Source organism: Sphingobacterium sp. UBA6320, from assembly GCF_002440335.1.
Taxonomy (GTDB): domain Bacteria; phylum Bacteroidota; class Bacteroidia; order Sphingobacteriales; family Sphingobacteriaceae; genus Sphingobacterium.
Genome location: NZ_DJTA01000029.1, coordinates 42,088 through 57,103, shown reverse-complemented (window position 1 = coordinate 57,103; position 15,016 = coordinate 42,088). Strand labels below are relative to the sequence as shown.

17 protein-coding genes are annotated in these 15,016 nt (G+C 35.3%); 10 read left to right on the top strand and 7 right to left on the bottom strand.

Annotated elements, in window-relative coordinates:
• The first annotated feature begins 22 nt into the window (after positions 1-22).
• The gene (locus tag B3P23_RS18635; protein ID WP_045752684.1) at positions 23-604 is read left to right on the top strand and encodes a PhnA domain-containing protein; all 582 of its coding nucleotides are present in this window, start codon (positions 23-25) and stop codon (positions 602-604) included.
• A gap of 75 nt (positions 605-679) precedes the next feature.
• On the opposite strand, the gene B3P23_RS18630 is transcribed toward B3P23_RS18635, so the two are convergent.
• The 3 genes from B3P23_RS18630 to B3P23_RS18620 all read right to left on the bottom strand — a co-directional run bounded on the left by B3P23_RS18630 (position 680) and on the right by B3P23_RS18620 (position 4,628).
• Entirely contained in the window at positions 680-1,603 is a 924-nt protein-coding gene (locus B3P23_RS18630; protein ID WP_293928668.1) for a polysaccharide deacetylase family protein, read from the bottom strand.
• Positions 1,604-1,768: 165 nt separating this feature from the next.
• Complete coding sequence (locus B3P23_RS18625; RefSeq protein WP_293928666.1) at positions 1,769-3,418, bottom strand: protein-disulfide reductase DsbD family protein; 1,650 nt, start codon at positions 3,416-3,418, stop codon at positions 1,769-1,771.
• Between the two features lie 133 nt (positions 3,419-3,551).
• On the bottom strand, positions 3,552-4,628 hold the full coding sequence (locus B3P23_RS18620; protein ID WP_293928664.1) for a PLP-dependent cysteine synthase family protein: 1,077 nt from the start codon (positions 4,626-4,628) through the stop codon (positions 3,552-3,554).
• 190 nt (positions 4,629-4,818) lie between these two features.
• Between B3P23_RS18620 and B3P23_RS18615 the strand changes: the two genes are divergently transcribed.
• Entirely contained in the window at positions 4,819-5,277 is a 459-nt protein-coding gene (locus tag B3P23_RS18615; RefSeq protein WP_045752688.1) for an Lrp/AsnC family transcriptional regulator, read from the top strand.
• A 70-nt stretch (positions 5,278-5,347) separates the two neighbouring features.
• On the opposite strand, the gene B3P23_RS18610 is transcribed toward B3P23_RS18615, so the two are convergent.
• Complete coding sequence (locus tag B3P23_RS18610) at positions 5,348-5,893, bottom strand: hypothetical protein (RefSeq protein WP_248754204.1); 546 nt, start codon at positions 5,891-5,893, stop codon at positions 5,348-5,350.
• 324 nt (positions 5,894-6,217) lie between these two features.
• Here B3P23_RS18610 and B3P23_RS18605 point away from each other — a divergent pair, with 324 nt between their 5' ends.
• Complete coding sequence (locus B3P23_RS18605; protein ID WP_248754205.1) at positions 6,218-6,547, top strand: YchJ family protein; 330 nt, start codon at positions 6,218-6,220, stop codon at positions 6,545-6,547.
• Positions 6,548-6,601: 54 nt separating this feature from the next.
• On the opposite strand, the gene B3P23_RS18600 is transcribed toward B3P23_RS18605, so the two are convergent.
• Positions 6,602-8,047 carry a dicarboxylate/amino acid:cation symporter gene (locus tag B3P23_RS18600; protein WP_045752690.1) on the bottom strand — a complete coding sequence of 482 codons (1,446 nt, stop codon included), beginning with the start codon at positions 8,045-8,047 and terminating at the stop codon, positions 6,602-6,604.
• A gap of 175 nt (positions 8,048-8,222) precedes the next feature.
• The gene (locus tag B3P23_RS18595) at positions 8,223-8,573 is read right to left on the bottom strand and encodes a 4Fe-4S dicluster domain-containing protein (RefSeq protein ID WP_045752691.1); all 351 of its coding nucleotides are present in this window, start codon (positions 8,571-8,573) and stop codon (positions 8,223-8,225) included.
• Between the two features lie 161 nt (positions 8,574-8,734).
• On the opposite strand from B3P23_RS18595, the gene B3P23_RS18590 reads away from it, so the two are divergent.
• From B3P23_RS18590 to B3P23_RS18565, 6 genes are all read left to right on the top strand, one after another.
• Positions 8,735-9,748 (top strand): acyl-CoA reductase, encoded by a 1,014-nt coding sequence (locus B3P23_RS18590; RefSeq protein WP_293928659.1) that lies wholly within the window; start codon positions 8,735-8,737, stop codon positions 9,746-9,748.
• 59 nt (positions 9,749-9,807) lie between these two features.
• Positions 9,808-10,011: a hypothetical protein gene (locus tag B3P23_RS18585; protein ID WP_045752692.1), complete on the top strand. Its 204-nt coding sequence runs from the start codon at positions 9,808-9,810 to the stop codon at positions 10,009-10,011.
• A gap of 4 nt (positions 10,012-10,015) precedes the next feature.
• Positions 10,016-10,696 carry a cell division ATP-binding protein FtsE gene (locus B3P23_RS18580; RefSeq protein WP_045752693.1) on the top strand — a complete coding sequence of 227 codons (681 nt, stop codon included), beginning with the start codon at positions 10,016-10,018 and terminating at the stop codon, positions 10,694-10,696.
• Between the two features lie 158 nt (positions 10,697-10,854).
• Positions 10,855-11,391, top strand: coding sequence for a nucleotide exchange factor GrpE (locus tag B3P23_RS18575; RefSeq protein ID WP_045752694.1), 537 nt, complete (start codon positions 10,855-10,857; stop codon positions 11,389-11,391).
• Between the two features lie 10 nt (positions 11,392-11,401).
• Entirely contained in the window at positions 11,402-12,559 is a 1,158-nt protein-coding gene (gene dnaJ, locus B3P23_RS18570) for a molecular chaperone DnaJ (protein ID WP_094773625.1), read from the top strand.
• Positions 12,560-12,863: 304 nt separating this feature from the next.
• Entirely contained in the window at positions 12,864-13,499 is a 636-nt protein-coding gene (locus tag B3P23_RS18565) for an outer membrane beta-barrel protein (protein WP_045755293.1), read from the top strand.
• 56 nt (positions 13,500-13,555) lie between these two features.
• Here the strand turns inward: B3P23_RS18565 and B3P23_RS18560 are convergent, their stop codons facing one another.
• Positions 13,556-14,323 carry a C40 family peptidase gene (locus B3P23_RS18560; protein ID WP_045755294.1) on the bottom strand — a complete coding sequence of 256 codons (768 nt, stop codon included), beginning with the start codon at positions 14,321-14,323 and terminating at the stop codon, positions 13,556-13,558.
• A 75-nt stretch (positions 14,324-14,398) separates the two neighbouring features.
• On the opposite strand from B3P23_RS18560, the gene B3P23_RS18555 reads away from it, so the two are divergent.
• A complete protein-coding gene (locus B3P23_RS18555) occupies positions 14,399-14,872 on the top strand; it encodes a universal stress protein (RefSeq protein WP_045752819.1) in 474 nt (157 codons plus the stop codon).
• Positions 14,873-15,016: the final 144 nt, after the last annotated feature.

Genomic DNA, 15,016 nt, shown 5'->3' with positions numbered 1-15,016 from the left:
TTGCAACTTATCCAAAAATTAGATGAATTTAGAAAATCAACTATTCGAAAGAGCGGGAAATAAATGTGAATTGAGTCAAGCAACTGAAGATTTAGTCTTATACACACTACCTCCCGATTTACAAGCCAATGCCGACAATACCATCGTTTTATGCCAAAAATGTGCCGATCAATTAAATAAGACGACACAATTAGATGCCGAATACTGGAAATTCTTACCCGATAACATGTGGTCAGAAGTACCTGCTGTACAAGTAGCTGCTTGGCGTATGTTGAATCGCTTAAAAAATGAAGGTTGGGCCTCAGAAGCGTTAGATATATTATATCTGGATGATGACACCCTAGAATGGGCGAAACAAACAGGAGATCACGAAAATGATGGCTATGTAGAATTTCACCTAGATAGTATCGGGCAACAATTGTTTGATGGTGATTCAGTAGTACTCACCAAAACATTAGATGTAAAAGGATCTTCAATCCGTGCAACTTTAGGTACCGTTGTTAAAAATATCCGACTTGTTTTCGATAATACAGAACAAATTGAAGGAAAGATTGATGGTCAGACCATCGTGATTTTGACAAAATATTTAAGAAAGCAGAATTAGAATAAAAAAAGATCCCCGACATTTTGCTGTATCGGGGATCTTTTTTAAATAAAGGATTTTATTAAACAGCCTTTTTTATTTCTGTTTAGGATAGTCGCGCATATGCGCAAATTCATAATTTGGATGCAATTTCAAACTATCAATCAAATCACTTAACATTTTCTGTGCTTTTCTAGTTTGAAACATATCATCATGCATCAATAAAACAACATTATTCTTAGAAAACGACGTACCATTACGCAACCTATTATTAATCTGACGATAAATAAAACTTACAGACTCTACCGGCATACCCGATGGTTTACCCTTTTTCCATTCACAATCCCAGCCCATCGATCGGTAGCCATTTTGGTATAGCAAATCTGCAGTGCTCGATCCACTTTGCATATCAATACGTTTGCGATCAGCAAAATACCAGATATTACGACCAGGCAACCTGACAATTTTATGTTTTAGATTTAAATCCTTCTCATTTTTATCAAAATCTTCATAAGCAGACTCGGCATTACTATAAAAATAAGTAAACTTATTGTTCGCATGATTAAAACTATGGTTATAGCAATCCACTAAAGGATTATTCATATAACGTTCATAATATTTATGCAAGCCTTTGCTCATACGATCATGCTTTCCAATAAGAAATACATTGATTTTTATATTTTTTGCTGTTGCTATCGAATCAATAAATTGACTACCATTCAAAGGCCCATCGTCAAACGTCAGATAAATATAACGAGGAGATACAGAATCCGTTAATAATTTAGCCGTATCTACTTCATGATGTAGAATACTCTTTTTATCCTTAACTTCAATTGAATCTTTTTTAATTTGTTTAACAACCGTATCCGTATCTATTTCATCTATTGCTTTTGTGCTATCAACAGTACCAATAGGAACTGAACCTGTTTTTTTATTTCCACCTTCATTGCATGATTGTAATGCAAAAGATGTCACTGATAATAATCCAAGGAACAACCCCAGATTGAATGCTTTTTTCATGTTATAATTCACTGTTAACCCTACACATAAACCACTCAAAACAATATTTAAATCGTAGTGGTTTTAACGATGTAAAAGTAAGATTAAATTTATCAGTAATCCAATTTTATGAAACCTTTTTTCGTCAAGAATAAAAACATTTTTTATCAGATTAGTTATTCAAAGCTAATTTGATTTCACAAAAACCTCCAAACCCTCATTTAAATAAGCTAAATAAGTAATAGGATCATAATCAGCTCCTTTAGGCTTCACCAAAACCTGACGATTAGTTGAGTTCATTAAAACATAAAAAGGTTGTGAGTTAGATTCAAATTGGCTCGCTTGCAAATAACTCCATTTACTTCCTATCGTTTTTAATAATTTACCCGCACTCGTTTTTTGTTGATCTTCCACAGCTAATTCTGTACGATCGTCCACATAAAGTTGGATAATAATGACATTATTCGTCAAAAAAGAAAGAACTTGTGGATCTGTCCAGACATTAGCCTCCATTTTACGACAATTGACGCAAGCATGCCCAGTAAAGTCAAGCATCACCATTTTCTTTTGAGCTTTAGCATATTCAATCCCCTCTTCATAATCAAAGAACACATTTAATCCAAGCGGAGCATGAAATAGATCTGCATACTTGCGATTAGACACATCTGCTACCTGTCGAGTCGTACCTCCAGATGCTTGATTCAAGTCAAAATCCTGTGTACTCTGTGGCGGTAAAAATGCAGAAATGGATTTCAATGGTGCACCCCACAATCCAGGAATCATATAAACTGTAAATGATAAAACGATGATTGCGAAAAAAGTACGTAAAACAGATAAATAAGGCAAGTTGCTATCATGAGAAAATTTGATTTTCCCAAGTAAATAAAAGCCCATCAAACCAAATATAACAATCCACAATGACAAGAAAACTTCACGGTCGAACCAATTCCAGTGGTATGCCAAATCAACATTAGAAAGGAATTTAAGCGCAAAAGCTAATTCTAAGAATCCCAATACGACTTTCACACTATTCAACCAACCACCAGATTTTGGCATCGCCTTCATAGCACTTGGAAATAAGGCAAATAATGCGAATGGTATAGCCAAAGCTAGCGAAAAACCAAACATCCCTACAGCAGGACCTAAAAGTGCACCACTCGTAGCAGCCTGCACCAACAAAGTACCTATAATGGGTCCAGTACAAGAAAATGACACCAAAGCCAAGGTAGCAGCCATAAAAAATATACCTGCCCACCCTCCTTCATCAGATTTTGCATCCATTTTATTCACCCAAGAACTTGGAAGACTAATTTCAAACGCTCCTAAAAAAGAAGCTCCAAAAGCGATCAGCATCAAAAAGAAAAAGAAATTAAAAATACCATTCGTTGACAAAGCATTGAGCGCATCAGAACCAAAGATCATCGTCACTGCCAAGCCAAGAACCACATAAATTACAATAATAGAAATCCCATAAAATAAAGCCCGGAAAAGAGACTTTGAGCGATTTTGACTGCCTTTGGTAAAAAAGCTGACCGTAAGCGGTAACATTGGAAATATACAAGGCATAAGTAATGCAGCAAATCCACCAATAAATCCTGCTAAAAATATACCAAAAAGAGAATCACCACCTTTAGTCCCCGAATTTGAGATTATGGCCTCACTCTTGCGAACAACCTGTGTCGTATCAGAGACTACAGTATCCGTCTGAGCTTCACTAACACTTCCATCCACAAATTCCAATTCATCCATTTTCAATAAAGTATCAGTTTCTTGAGCTTGGGCAAAAATAGGACAGAAGGCTATTAACAGCAATAATTTTACGATTAAACTTTTCATAAATAATTAAATAATAATGTCGAGCGACAAATTGCAATTGGTTAAACCTGACAACAATGGGAGTACTCCCATTGTATCAGATTCTACTTAACATAAATATACTGCCCAATATCCCATTAGGCTGAAACAAACACTATACAGGTTCAGTATTGAAAAGAGACTTTGTCAATCTACTAATCGGTTGAAATCCCGTAAAAGAAAGATCTGTAGAGATATACCCATCAATAACGGGTTGCTCTTTAACTAGATCAGTACTTAAATATTTTTTATTATCATCACAAAGTAAGGTCACCACAATGGCATCATTCCCTAGTTTTTCTTTCAGTTTAATGGCACCTATCACATTAGCTCCTGAAGAAATCCCTACTGCTAATCCCAATTCCTTCGCTAATTTTTGAGCCATAATAATAGAATCTCCGTCCGAAGCAGCAATCACCTCATCAAGCTCATCCAATTTTACAATAGCAGGAATAAATTCATCTGAAATCCCTTGAATACGATGCGAACCAACTTTGTGTCCAGTTGACAAGGTCGGACTCTCTGCAGGCTCAAGAGGATGAATCTTGACGTGAGGATTAAGACTACGAAGATGGCGTCCTACCCCCATTACCGTCCCACCTGTACCTACACCAGCTACAAATGCATCTGCAACAAGACCCTTTGAGGCAAGTTGAAGACCAATCTCTCGACCAGTAGTAAATTCATGCGCTTCGGCATTAAATTGATTTTCAAATTGCCTAGGCAAGAATACACCGCCCTTTTTAGCTAATTCCTCACTCAACTGGATACTACCCAAAAAACCACCTTCTTCTTTACTTACCAATTGAATATCTGCACCCATACTTTTAATAATATCGATACGCTCTTTACTCAACCAATTGGGCATGATGATCTTTACCTGGTGTCCCAAAGCTTTACCAATAGCAGAAAAAGAAATACCTGTATTGCCACTGGTGGCTTCGATAATCACATCTTTAGGATCTATTTGGCAATTCATATATGCCTTATACATAATGTATAAAGCCATACGATCTTTAATACTACCAGTTAAATTATAGTTTTCACATTTCACATAAATCTTTCCAGCCTTACCTTTATATGTGTATTGCAATTCCAACATTGGTGTATTGCCAACTAAACACCATAAATGTTTAAATCTACTATCGAGTTCTGGAGATAAACACTTACTAAACATCAATTCGTTAACCATGATCAATTATTTTTTAATCATAAAGAGGTCATGCATACACACCCTCCATATTATCACCAAAATTGAGTTAAAACAAAATAATATTCAACACAAATGAATAACATCGATAAATTTTATTGAAAAATTGATATATTTAATAAAAAATACAAAACAGATGTTCATATTTCATCAATATCAATAAAAAATACATATGCACCTCGATGATACAGATATCAAATTATTAAGAATATTACAGCACGATGCAACCCTAAGTAATAAAGAACTCGCATTCCGTTTACACAAATCTATTGCTGCAATCTATGAACGTGTTAAAAAATTAAAACAGCAAGGCTATATCAAAAAGACTGTTGCAATTCTTGACCGGCAAAAAATTAATATGGGTTTGATTTCATTCTCTCAGGTATTCTTAAAAGCACATACCGCGGAAGTTTTGAATGAATTTGAAAAAGAAGTAGCAAAATTTCCAGAAGTCATGGAATGCTATCAAATGGCGGGGTCATATGATTTTATGCTTCGCATAGCCACTAAAGATATGCAAGCTTATCATGAATTCTTAAGATATAGACTCGCGGTTCTTCCACATGTCAATACGGTACAAACCTATTTCGTCTTATCTGAAACCAAAAGTGAAACCGCATATCCTATTTAGTTCATTGAATAACAAAAAAGAGGAAATTTTCATTTCCTCTCTTTCTAATAAACACATCAAAAATTAACCTTTATCTTCTTCCATGCCCTTCGCCCCTATCTGAGCGGCGATCGTGGTTTTTTTTATCATTTCTTTTTTCGGATTTTCGATGATCTTGCCAATCTCCTCTATGATCATTGCGGCGTTCCACACGATGATTATCATATCGGGCATTGTGACGTGGACGATCGTGGTCACCTCTATAATCCCTTATGCTAACTTGGTTTCTACGATTTGCATAATGTCCATAATCTCTTCTATAACGATCATGATGTCTCCAAGGATCTCGATCATTAACAACTACTTTATAAGTATTATAAAAATTAAAGTTACGATATCTCGCAGGTAAATTTCTGCTCGTGACCCATCTTCGGCCATGATAATGTGTATATCGTCGGTTGATCACATCGTAGTAGACATTAATTTCAGGAATGTAGTAATAACGAACATAATCATAACCTACCGGTCCCCATGAAGGTTGATTTCCAATGTTAATACTAACATTAACTTGTGCTGCAGCAGGCTTTACAAAAAACAAACCGCCAACTAATATCGTTAAGTAAACTAATTTTTTCATAGCTGCTCCTCCCATTATTTTAATATTTTTCAATTTATTTATAAGTAGGACTCAAGTACTGAAAAGAAGATTAACGACAAGATGTTAACATTTGTTAAAAATATAAAAACAGCCTCATCATCAATCAATTAAAATTAAATTTTACATGAATGTGTAAAGAATAATAAAAAATTCAGCATTTTATTTGGTTAAAAATTTATCCACATCAAAACGAATAGAAAGAATCATTTTTTATCTTTGTTAGACATTTAAATCCATCATCCATTGACAACACAAAATACCACGTGCTACTGCGGCAATCGGCAGCCATATGAAGATTGCTGCATGAGAATTCATCTTGATCAAAAGCAAGCACAAACTGCCGAACAGCTTATGCGTGCAAGATACAGCGCTTTTGCCGTTCAAGATATTAACTTTTTATACGAAAGCTTTTATGTTGCGACACGTGGTTTTCAAAATAAAAAAGAAATCCAAAAATGGGCAGAGGAATCGAAATGGTTGCAGCTCCAAATAGTACGAACAAATATAAATACAGTAGAGTTCGAAGCCCACTATTTAGACGCCCAACTAAATCTTCAAATTCATCACGAGATATCCCGTTTTAAACAAACTGAAGGAATATGGTATTATGTCGATGGTGACCTGTTATCATAACAAAGGGTCTTACAAGATGATGTAAGACCCTTTGTTATGATGATAAATATCCTATTAGCGCTCTAATTCAGGTTGTTCGTGATCATCACGATATGGTGCTTCTTCATCGAACTCTCCTTCCCATTTGGCTACTACCACTGTCGCTAAACAGTTACCAATTACATTTACCGAAGTTCTAGCCATATCCATCAGTTCATCTATTCCCAAAATAGCCGCAATCACAAATGTTGGTAAACCAAACTGATCAGCCGTCGCTATTAAAATAATAAGGGAAGCACGTGGTACAGCAGCAACTCCTTTGGACGTGATCATCAATGTAAAAGCAATCATTAATTGTTCTCCAAAACTCAAGTGTATTCCAGCCGCCTGCGCAACAAATATAGCCGCCAACGACAGGTACAATGAAGTACCATCTAAATTGAAACTATACCCTGTTGGTATAACAAAAGATACAATCTTGCGTGGCACACCAAATTTTTCCATGGCCGACATAGCCTTTGGCAAAGCAGCATCAGAACTTGTCGTTGCAAAAGCGATGGAGACAGGTTCTTTAATTGCATTGATAAACTTCAGTATTGGAATTTTTAAATATAATGCAACAGGCAACAAAACGAAACACATAAAACCAATTAATGCCAAATATAGCGTTGCTAAGAGCATAAATAGGTTTTTCAGAATATCCACACCAAGATGTCCAACTGTAAAAGCCATAGCTGCCCCCACCCCAATAGGTGCAAAATACATGATCAAATTCGTAAATTTAAACATGGTTTCAGACAAACTTTCTGTAAAATCGACTAAAGGTTTTCTTTTCTTTTCGTCGACCATAGCTAAGCCAATTCCAAATAAAACAGAAAAGACTACGATTTGAAGCACCTGATTATCATACACTGCTTTAACGATATTCTCAGGGAAAAGATCTCTAAAAAAGGCGGTAAACTTGTATACAGGATGTACATGTTCGGGCAATGAAGCTAAAATATCGGCATCATTACTAATATGAGTCTTCGGCAATTCTTCATGTGGCATATGCGCGACATCAACACCCACACCTGCTTTTGTCAAATTGATGGCCCCAAGTCCAATAAAAATAGCACAAGTCGTTGCGCAGAAAAAATACAACATGGATTTCCATGCCATCCGACCGACTTGTTTCAAATCAGAGTGACCAGCTATACCATAGACTAAGGTCGCAAATAAAATTGGACCGACAATTGTCTTGACCAACTTGATAAAGCCTTTACTCAATGGTTGTAATGAAATAGCAATATTAGGAAAATCCAGACCCACGAAAATACCTAAGATCATACAAGTCAAAATCCAGGTCGTTAGATTTTTTCGAACCAAAGCATTCGCTATTAACACAGTGGCAACAATCCATCTTACTGCCATTAAAAATGATGGAGAAAAATTGACCCAACTAAATTCGTAACATATCGCAATAATTGCTGCAATTGTTACCGAAACAAGGGTAATTAGCCCCATTTTTGATTTATACATCGGCACACTATTATAAAGGTAAAGTACAAAAATAAAAAAATACTAGTCTTTCACAAATATAAATATGGCAGTATTACCATAACTTCAAACTAAATGCAAACATGTGGTCATAAAAAAAGGTAGAATATTTTAATATTCTACCTTTTTCGAAATAATATTTTAAAAGCAATACTTTTTATTCAGCATGTAACCAAGCTTTCTTCGCTAATAACTCCTCTTGTGATTCTCGAACTTCTTCATCGTCGACACAACAGTCAACCGGACAAACTGCTGCACATTGTGGTTCATCATGAAAACCAACACACTCTGTACATTTGTCTGAAACAATGTAATATACTTCATCTGACACTGCAGCTTGAGAATCGTTAGCATCTAACGTAACTCCATCTCCAAAATCTATAACTCCATCTAATGCCGTTCCATCTGAGAATTTCCAACTCACTCCAGCGTCATATATTGCATTATTCGGGCACTCCGGTTCGCAAGCACCACAGTTAATACACTCGTCTGTAATTTTAATCGCCATTTATAACCTCAAAATTATGATAAAAAACTATTTTTGTACTGTCATTTATACAATCAGATCATTTTACACGTTTAAAATATAGTAATTTGGTTTGCTGATTGTGTATTGACAACACAAATATAAAACAAATTTGTGTATACATGTTTATTAATTTTCACATTTTGACAAAGAAACAACGATTAGAAGGTTTTGCAAAACTTGCAAACTTATTCCATACAGATAATACAGAACTACAAGAATTAATAACTGCTGCTCAGCTTAAAAATGCCTGGTACACTGCAGAACATGTTACTAAGGCCTTTGATTCTTGGAAAGCTAATTTAGAAATTCAAAAACTTGAAAACTGGATGGCACCCTATCCTGATATTGAAAGTGATCAAATTGTAGGCCTTGTGCTAGCTGGAAATATACCATTAGTGGGTTTCCATGATATTTTGTGTGTATTAGCAGCAGGATTTAAAGCCAAAATAAAAGTTTCATCAGACGATGCACATTTGACCACCTATGTGATACAAAAATTGATTGAATTAGAGCCACGCTTCAAAGATAAAGTAGAATTAGTAGAGCGATTAACAAATTTTGATTTAGTCATTGCCACAGGTTCAGATAATTCTTCACGCTATTTCGAACATTATTTTGGAAAAAAACCAAATATTATAAGAAAAAACAGAAACAGTGTTGCTGTACTAACGGGCAACGAGTCTCCAGATCAACTAAAAGCACTCGGTCATGATATATTTGATTATTTTGGTCTAGGCTGCCGTTCCGTTTCTAAAGTATTTGTTCCTAAAGACTATGACATCAGTCACTTTTACGAAGGAATAGCATCATTTGAAAAAGTAAACACACATTTCAAATACAATAACAATTACGATTATAATAAATCCATTTACCTGATCAATGCAGACAAACATTATGATAATGGATTTTTATTATTAAAAAAAGATGATAAAATAGCATCACCACTAGCAGTCATTTATTTCGATGAGTATGAAAATGTTAATGATTTAACCCAATACTTAGATATTATAGCAGATCGATTACAATGTGTGACATCAGAGATGCCGTTAGCAATAAAAACACCTTCTTTTAAATTTGGAGCAAGTCAAAACCCGGCGTTGGATGATTATGCCGATGGAGTCAATACGCTCGATTTTTTATTTGCAAACCAATAAGCATAGCCTTATATTCGTAGAAGAGTATTTGAAATAAAAAGTACTAACTTTGTAAGTAGATGTATATAATCAAAGTAAAAGGAGTCGCCAAAATCCCGGATTATGTTCAATTAAGAGATGATTCATTCACTCTTTTAGCATATTTCAGGGTAGATCGACCTGACAAATCATTAGACAAAATCGGTCTTGGAGATAAGTCAGAGTATATTATGCAAATGGTAAAGGACTTGCCATTTGGACAAATAAAAAAATTAGAATTATAGTTCAATGTCTGGAAATACAGTAATCACATTAAAAAACGTCGATATCTATCAACAAAAACATTTGGTATTATCAAATGTAAATTTGAATATTAATAAAGGCGAATTCCTTTACCTCATTGGTCAATCAGGGAGTGGGAAAAGTAGCTTACTTAAAATTATTTATGGCGATCTATATATTGGAAATGGTGAAGGATTAATTGCAGGATTTGATCTTAAAAAACTGCATGAAAATGATGTCCCTTATCTAAGACGTAAATTAGGAATCGTTTTTCAAGACTTTCATTTGTTATCAGATCGTTCGGTAGAGAAAAATTTAGAATTCGCCCTGAGAGCAACAGGCTGGAAAGATAAAACACAAATTGAGCACCGTATGCTTGATGTGTTAGAAAAAGTAGGTCTTCGCTCAAAATTAAAGAAAATGCCGCATGAGCTTTCAGGAGGTGAGCAGCAACGTATCGTTATCGCCCGTGCATTACTCAACAATCCAGAAATTATTTTGGCCGATGAACCAACAGGTAATCTAGACCCTGCCACTTCAGAAGAAATTGTTTTGCTTTTACGTGATATTGCTTCATCAGGAACGGCTATTTTAATGGCAACTCACGATTACCAAATCATTCGTAATATGCCAGCCCGTATCATAAAAACAGCCGATGGAGTACTGGTAGATCAAGTAGAAATATAGCCTGTCAAAACTGACAGAAAACCTTATCGTCCGACATTTTGTTAGTCCAATTCTTGGGTTACTGACAAGCTGTCGGATTTTTCTATTTTGGCAACAACTTTGACTGTATTTAGATTTTAAAGAAAGAACATTAGTTTCCAACATAGAATTTAGAAGAAATGAGCGAACAAGAGAATAATAACGAGACGATTCAAGATCCTATTGAGGATAATACGACAGAAAATCAAGAAGAAACAATTGAACTTTCTGTTGAGGAGAAATTAAATGCTGAATTAGCAGAATCAAAAGATAAATATATTCGTTTATCAGCTGAATTTGACAACTACAGAAAACGTACAAGTAAAGAACGGGTTGAATTGATTCAATCTGCTGGAAAGGATGTCATCACAAAATTATTATCAACAGTAGATGACTTTGACAGAGCCTTAAAAGCAATGGAGACAGCTACAGACGTTGAATCAATAAAAACAGGTATAGATATCGTCAATAATAAATTCAGACAAACTTTGGAGCAACAGGGCTTAAAAGAAATGGATGTATTAGGTAAAGAATTCGATGCAGACCTACAAGAAGCAATTACAGCAATTCCAGCTCCTACCCCAGATTTAAAAAATAAAGTTATTGATGTTATTGAAAAAGGTTACTATTTAAATGATAAAGTAATCCGTCATGCAAAGGTAATTATAGGTCAATAAGATAAAAAAGATGTCAAAAAGAGATTATTACGATATATTAGGTGTAGCTCGTGGTGCAGATGAAAAAGAAATTAAATCTGCCTATCGTAAACTAGCCGTGAAATATCACCCGGATAAAAACCCTGGTGATCATGAAGCTGAAGAAAAATTTAAAGAGGCTGCTGAAGCATATGATGTCTTAAGCAATCCTCAGAAAAAACAACGCTATGACCAATTTGGTCATGCTGGTAACTCTGCTTCAGGTGGCGGTTATGGTGGTGGCATGAATATGGACGACATATTTAGCCAATTTGGAGATATATTTGGTGGAGGTGGTCATCCTTTCGAAAGTTTCTTCGGTGGCGGTGGCGGAAGCGCTAGAGGTGGTCGCCGTGTGGCAAGAGGTACAAATCTTCGCATCAAAGTAAAGTTAACACTGGAAGAAATTGCCAAAGGCGTAGAAAAAAAAGTAAAAGTAAATAAACAGGTAAACTGTCATACTTGCGACGGCAGTGGGGCAAAAGACAAATCATCTTTTCATACTTGTAATACTTGTGGCGGTTCAGGATCAGTGAGACGTGTCACCAATACCATTTTAGGTCAAATGCAGACAACTAGTACTTGTCCTACTTGTAACGGAGAAGGTGTAGAGATTACTGCTAAATGTACAACATGTAGAGGCGAAGGATTAGAAAGAGGTGAGGAAACTATCGCCATAAACATTCCTGCTGGTGTAAGTGAAGGAATGCAATTGTCGATGAGTGGTAAAGGTAATGCTGCACCTCGGGGTGGAATTGCAGGAGATCTAATCATTCTAGTTGAAGAAATTCCACATGAAGCATTGAAAAGAGATGGTCTGAATGTTATTTATGATCTTTACATCAATTTTGTAGATGCTACATTAGGAACAAGTGTTGAAGTTCCCACTATCGATGGCAAAGCAAAAATTAAAATTGATCCAGGAACACAAGCAGGCAAAATCCTAAGACTTAAAGGAAAAGGTATTCCTGAAGTCAATTCTTATCATAAAGGTGATCAACTTATTTATGTAAATATTTGGACTCCAAAAGCAGTTTCTTCGGATGAGAAAGAAATCTTAGAAAAATTGAAAGAATCTCCAAATTTCAAGCCTCAACCGGGCAAATCTGAAAAATCTTTCTTTGAGCGGATCAAAGAATATTTCGATTAAATAGTAAATCGTATACCCTATACTTAAGACCATATGTCAGCACTGACATATGGTCTTTTTTTATGTCAGCATACAAACTGACATTATTTCACAAAAAGTTAAATCAGTATCAAAGTGAAAATTTTATAATATTTATTTTTTCATAATGTCAATTTTTAAAACTCTGATAGTGTTTAAATTACGATTCACATAATTTCTTAATACATTTTCATGACATTTTTAAATGCGATTGGTATTTATATTGATATTATGAATCAAATAGTCAAAAGGTTTGGCTATGCTTAAAAAACAAACTTTTAAAAAAATGAAAAAATTATTACTTACACTAACAGCAGTTGCTGGTTTAACTTTTGCATCTCAAGCTCAAGAATTTGGTTTCAAAAAAACTGATTTTATTGTAGAAGGTAATTTATCAGCAAATACAACGAATAACAAAGAGACAGAGAAAAAAACAAGTACATTCAATTTCAATCCATCTGTTGGTTATTTTGTATCAGATAAAGTTGCAGTTGGTTTAGATTTCAATATTGGTAATTCAAAAAACACAGATTATTCAGCAACTGCGGATACTTATGTTAAAAATAACAATTTTGGAATTGGAGCTTATGGTCGTTACTACTTCTTAGATTTAAGCCCACGTTTCAAAACGTATGCACAATTGTCAGCTGGTTACAACCAATTCGGTGGTGAAATCAACAATGGTACAACGACAACAGATATCGCTAAAACAAAAGGATTTGGTGCTGGAGCTGGATTAGGTGTTAACTACTTTGTAACAGAAAACATCGCAATCAACTTTGGTTTAACAAACTTATTGTCATTCAACAGCAAAAAAGTTGATGTTGACGGCGCAAAATCTTCAAATGAATTCAATGCAAACATCAACAGTTTCAACAACTTCTTTGATACTGCTAAATTTGGTTTGACTTTCAAATTCTAATCGTATTCATTATACAATAATTAAGGGTCGGTGTAGCTACACCGACCCTTAATTATTTATATATAACGTTTGACAATTCGTAGTCTATGGGTATATCTATTTAATTCCTGATTAAATATACCTTCCTGATCCATCCTGTCAATACGTACACGGGCAGAGGCATGAATGATCGTTTCAGAATCCAGCATGATACCGACATGATTGATCCGACCTTCCTCATTATCAAAAAATGCCAAATCACCAACCTTAATCTCAGACAAAAAGTCAACCGTTTCCCCCAATTCAACCTGCTGATATGCATCACGAGGCAAAGACACTCCAAATGACTGATAGATCAACTGTGAAAAACCAGAACAATCGATCCCAAATTTAGAACGGCCGCCCCACAGGTAAGGCACATCCCAATAGCGCTTCGCTAGCAGTGCGACCTGATCCTGAAAATCTACTGCGCCATATCGCAATTCCTGACCAACAAAATCTTGTATATTTTCCGCATCAAAATAAGCAAAAGATGCTCTCACATGAGTTCCATGTAAAAGCTGAATAGCATAATCACGATGAGTAAGAAAGCCTCCCTCAAATCCGACACGCATGATTGCTAAAGATTGATACTGCTGATAACCTTGATCATCTACCGTCAAAAACTGACCATTTTGTATCCAACCGTTATAACCATCAGCTGTAGTACTGATTTTGGTCCAATCTTTTGATTTTGTTATGATTTCAAAAGTCTCACCAAATAATAGTTGTGAAACCATTTCGCTTCGATGTGCAGCTTCTGCACGAAGAGGAACGATTGTCAAATTACATATTCCAAATTCCATATTTATAAAAACAAAAATGCGTATATTCAGGTTATTAATATATATAATACGAAAATAAACTTTAATATCACAACCATGGATACCAATGTCGTAAAAATAACTAGAATATTAGTCGCTGTGGACGATGAACCCTGTTCACACAAGGCCATTGCATATGCTAAAGAGATGGTAAAGAAATTTGAAACTTCAGTTGCATTAGTGACCGTCACCTCTCCCACTTCACCAGCAAGCTATGGAGCTGATCCGCTATTAGGACAACAGCCTATTATTATACCTGAGGTATCAGAAATAGAACAGCAAAATGCACAAAAATACCTCGAAGAACTAGGACAAGAATTTGTAGGTGCCAGTGAGGTTTTCCTATTCAATAGAATTGGATCTGTAAAAGAAGAAATACTGGCCACTTCCCATGAATGGTCAGCAGATCTGATCGTCATGGGATCTAATGGCCGGACTGGTTTTGACCATTTTATATCTGGTTCCGTTTCAGAGGCAGTCATTAGAAAAGCAACATGTCCGGTATTAGTCGTTCCTGGCAAATGCGAATAAGATGATAACTATACCAGTGGGCGATCATCAATAAACAGCAATCAGTCTACTGGTATAACCTATTATCTCAGCTATTATAAAAATAGTAACTCACTCATTTTAATCCTCAAATTTAGAAGTTTGAAAACGCTTTCGATTGAAGTA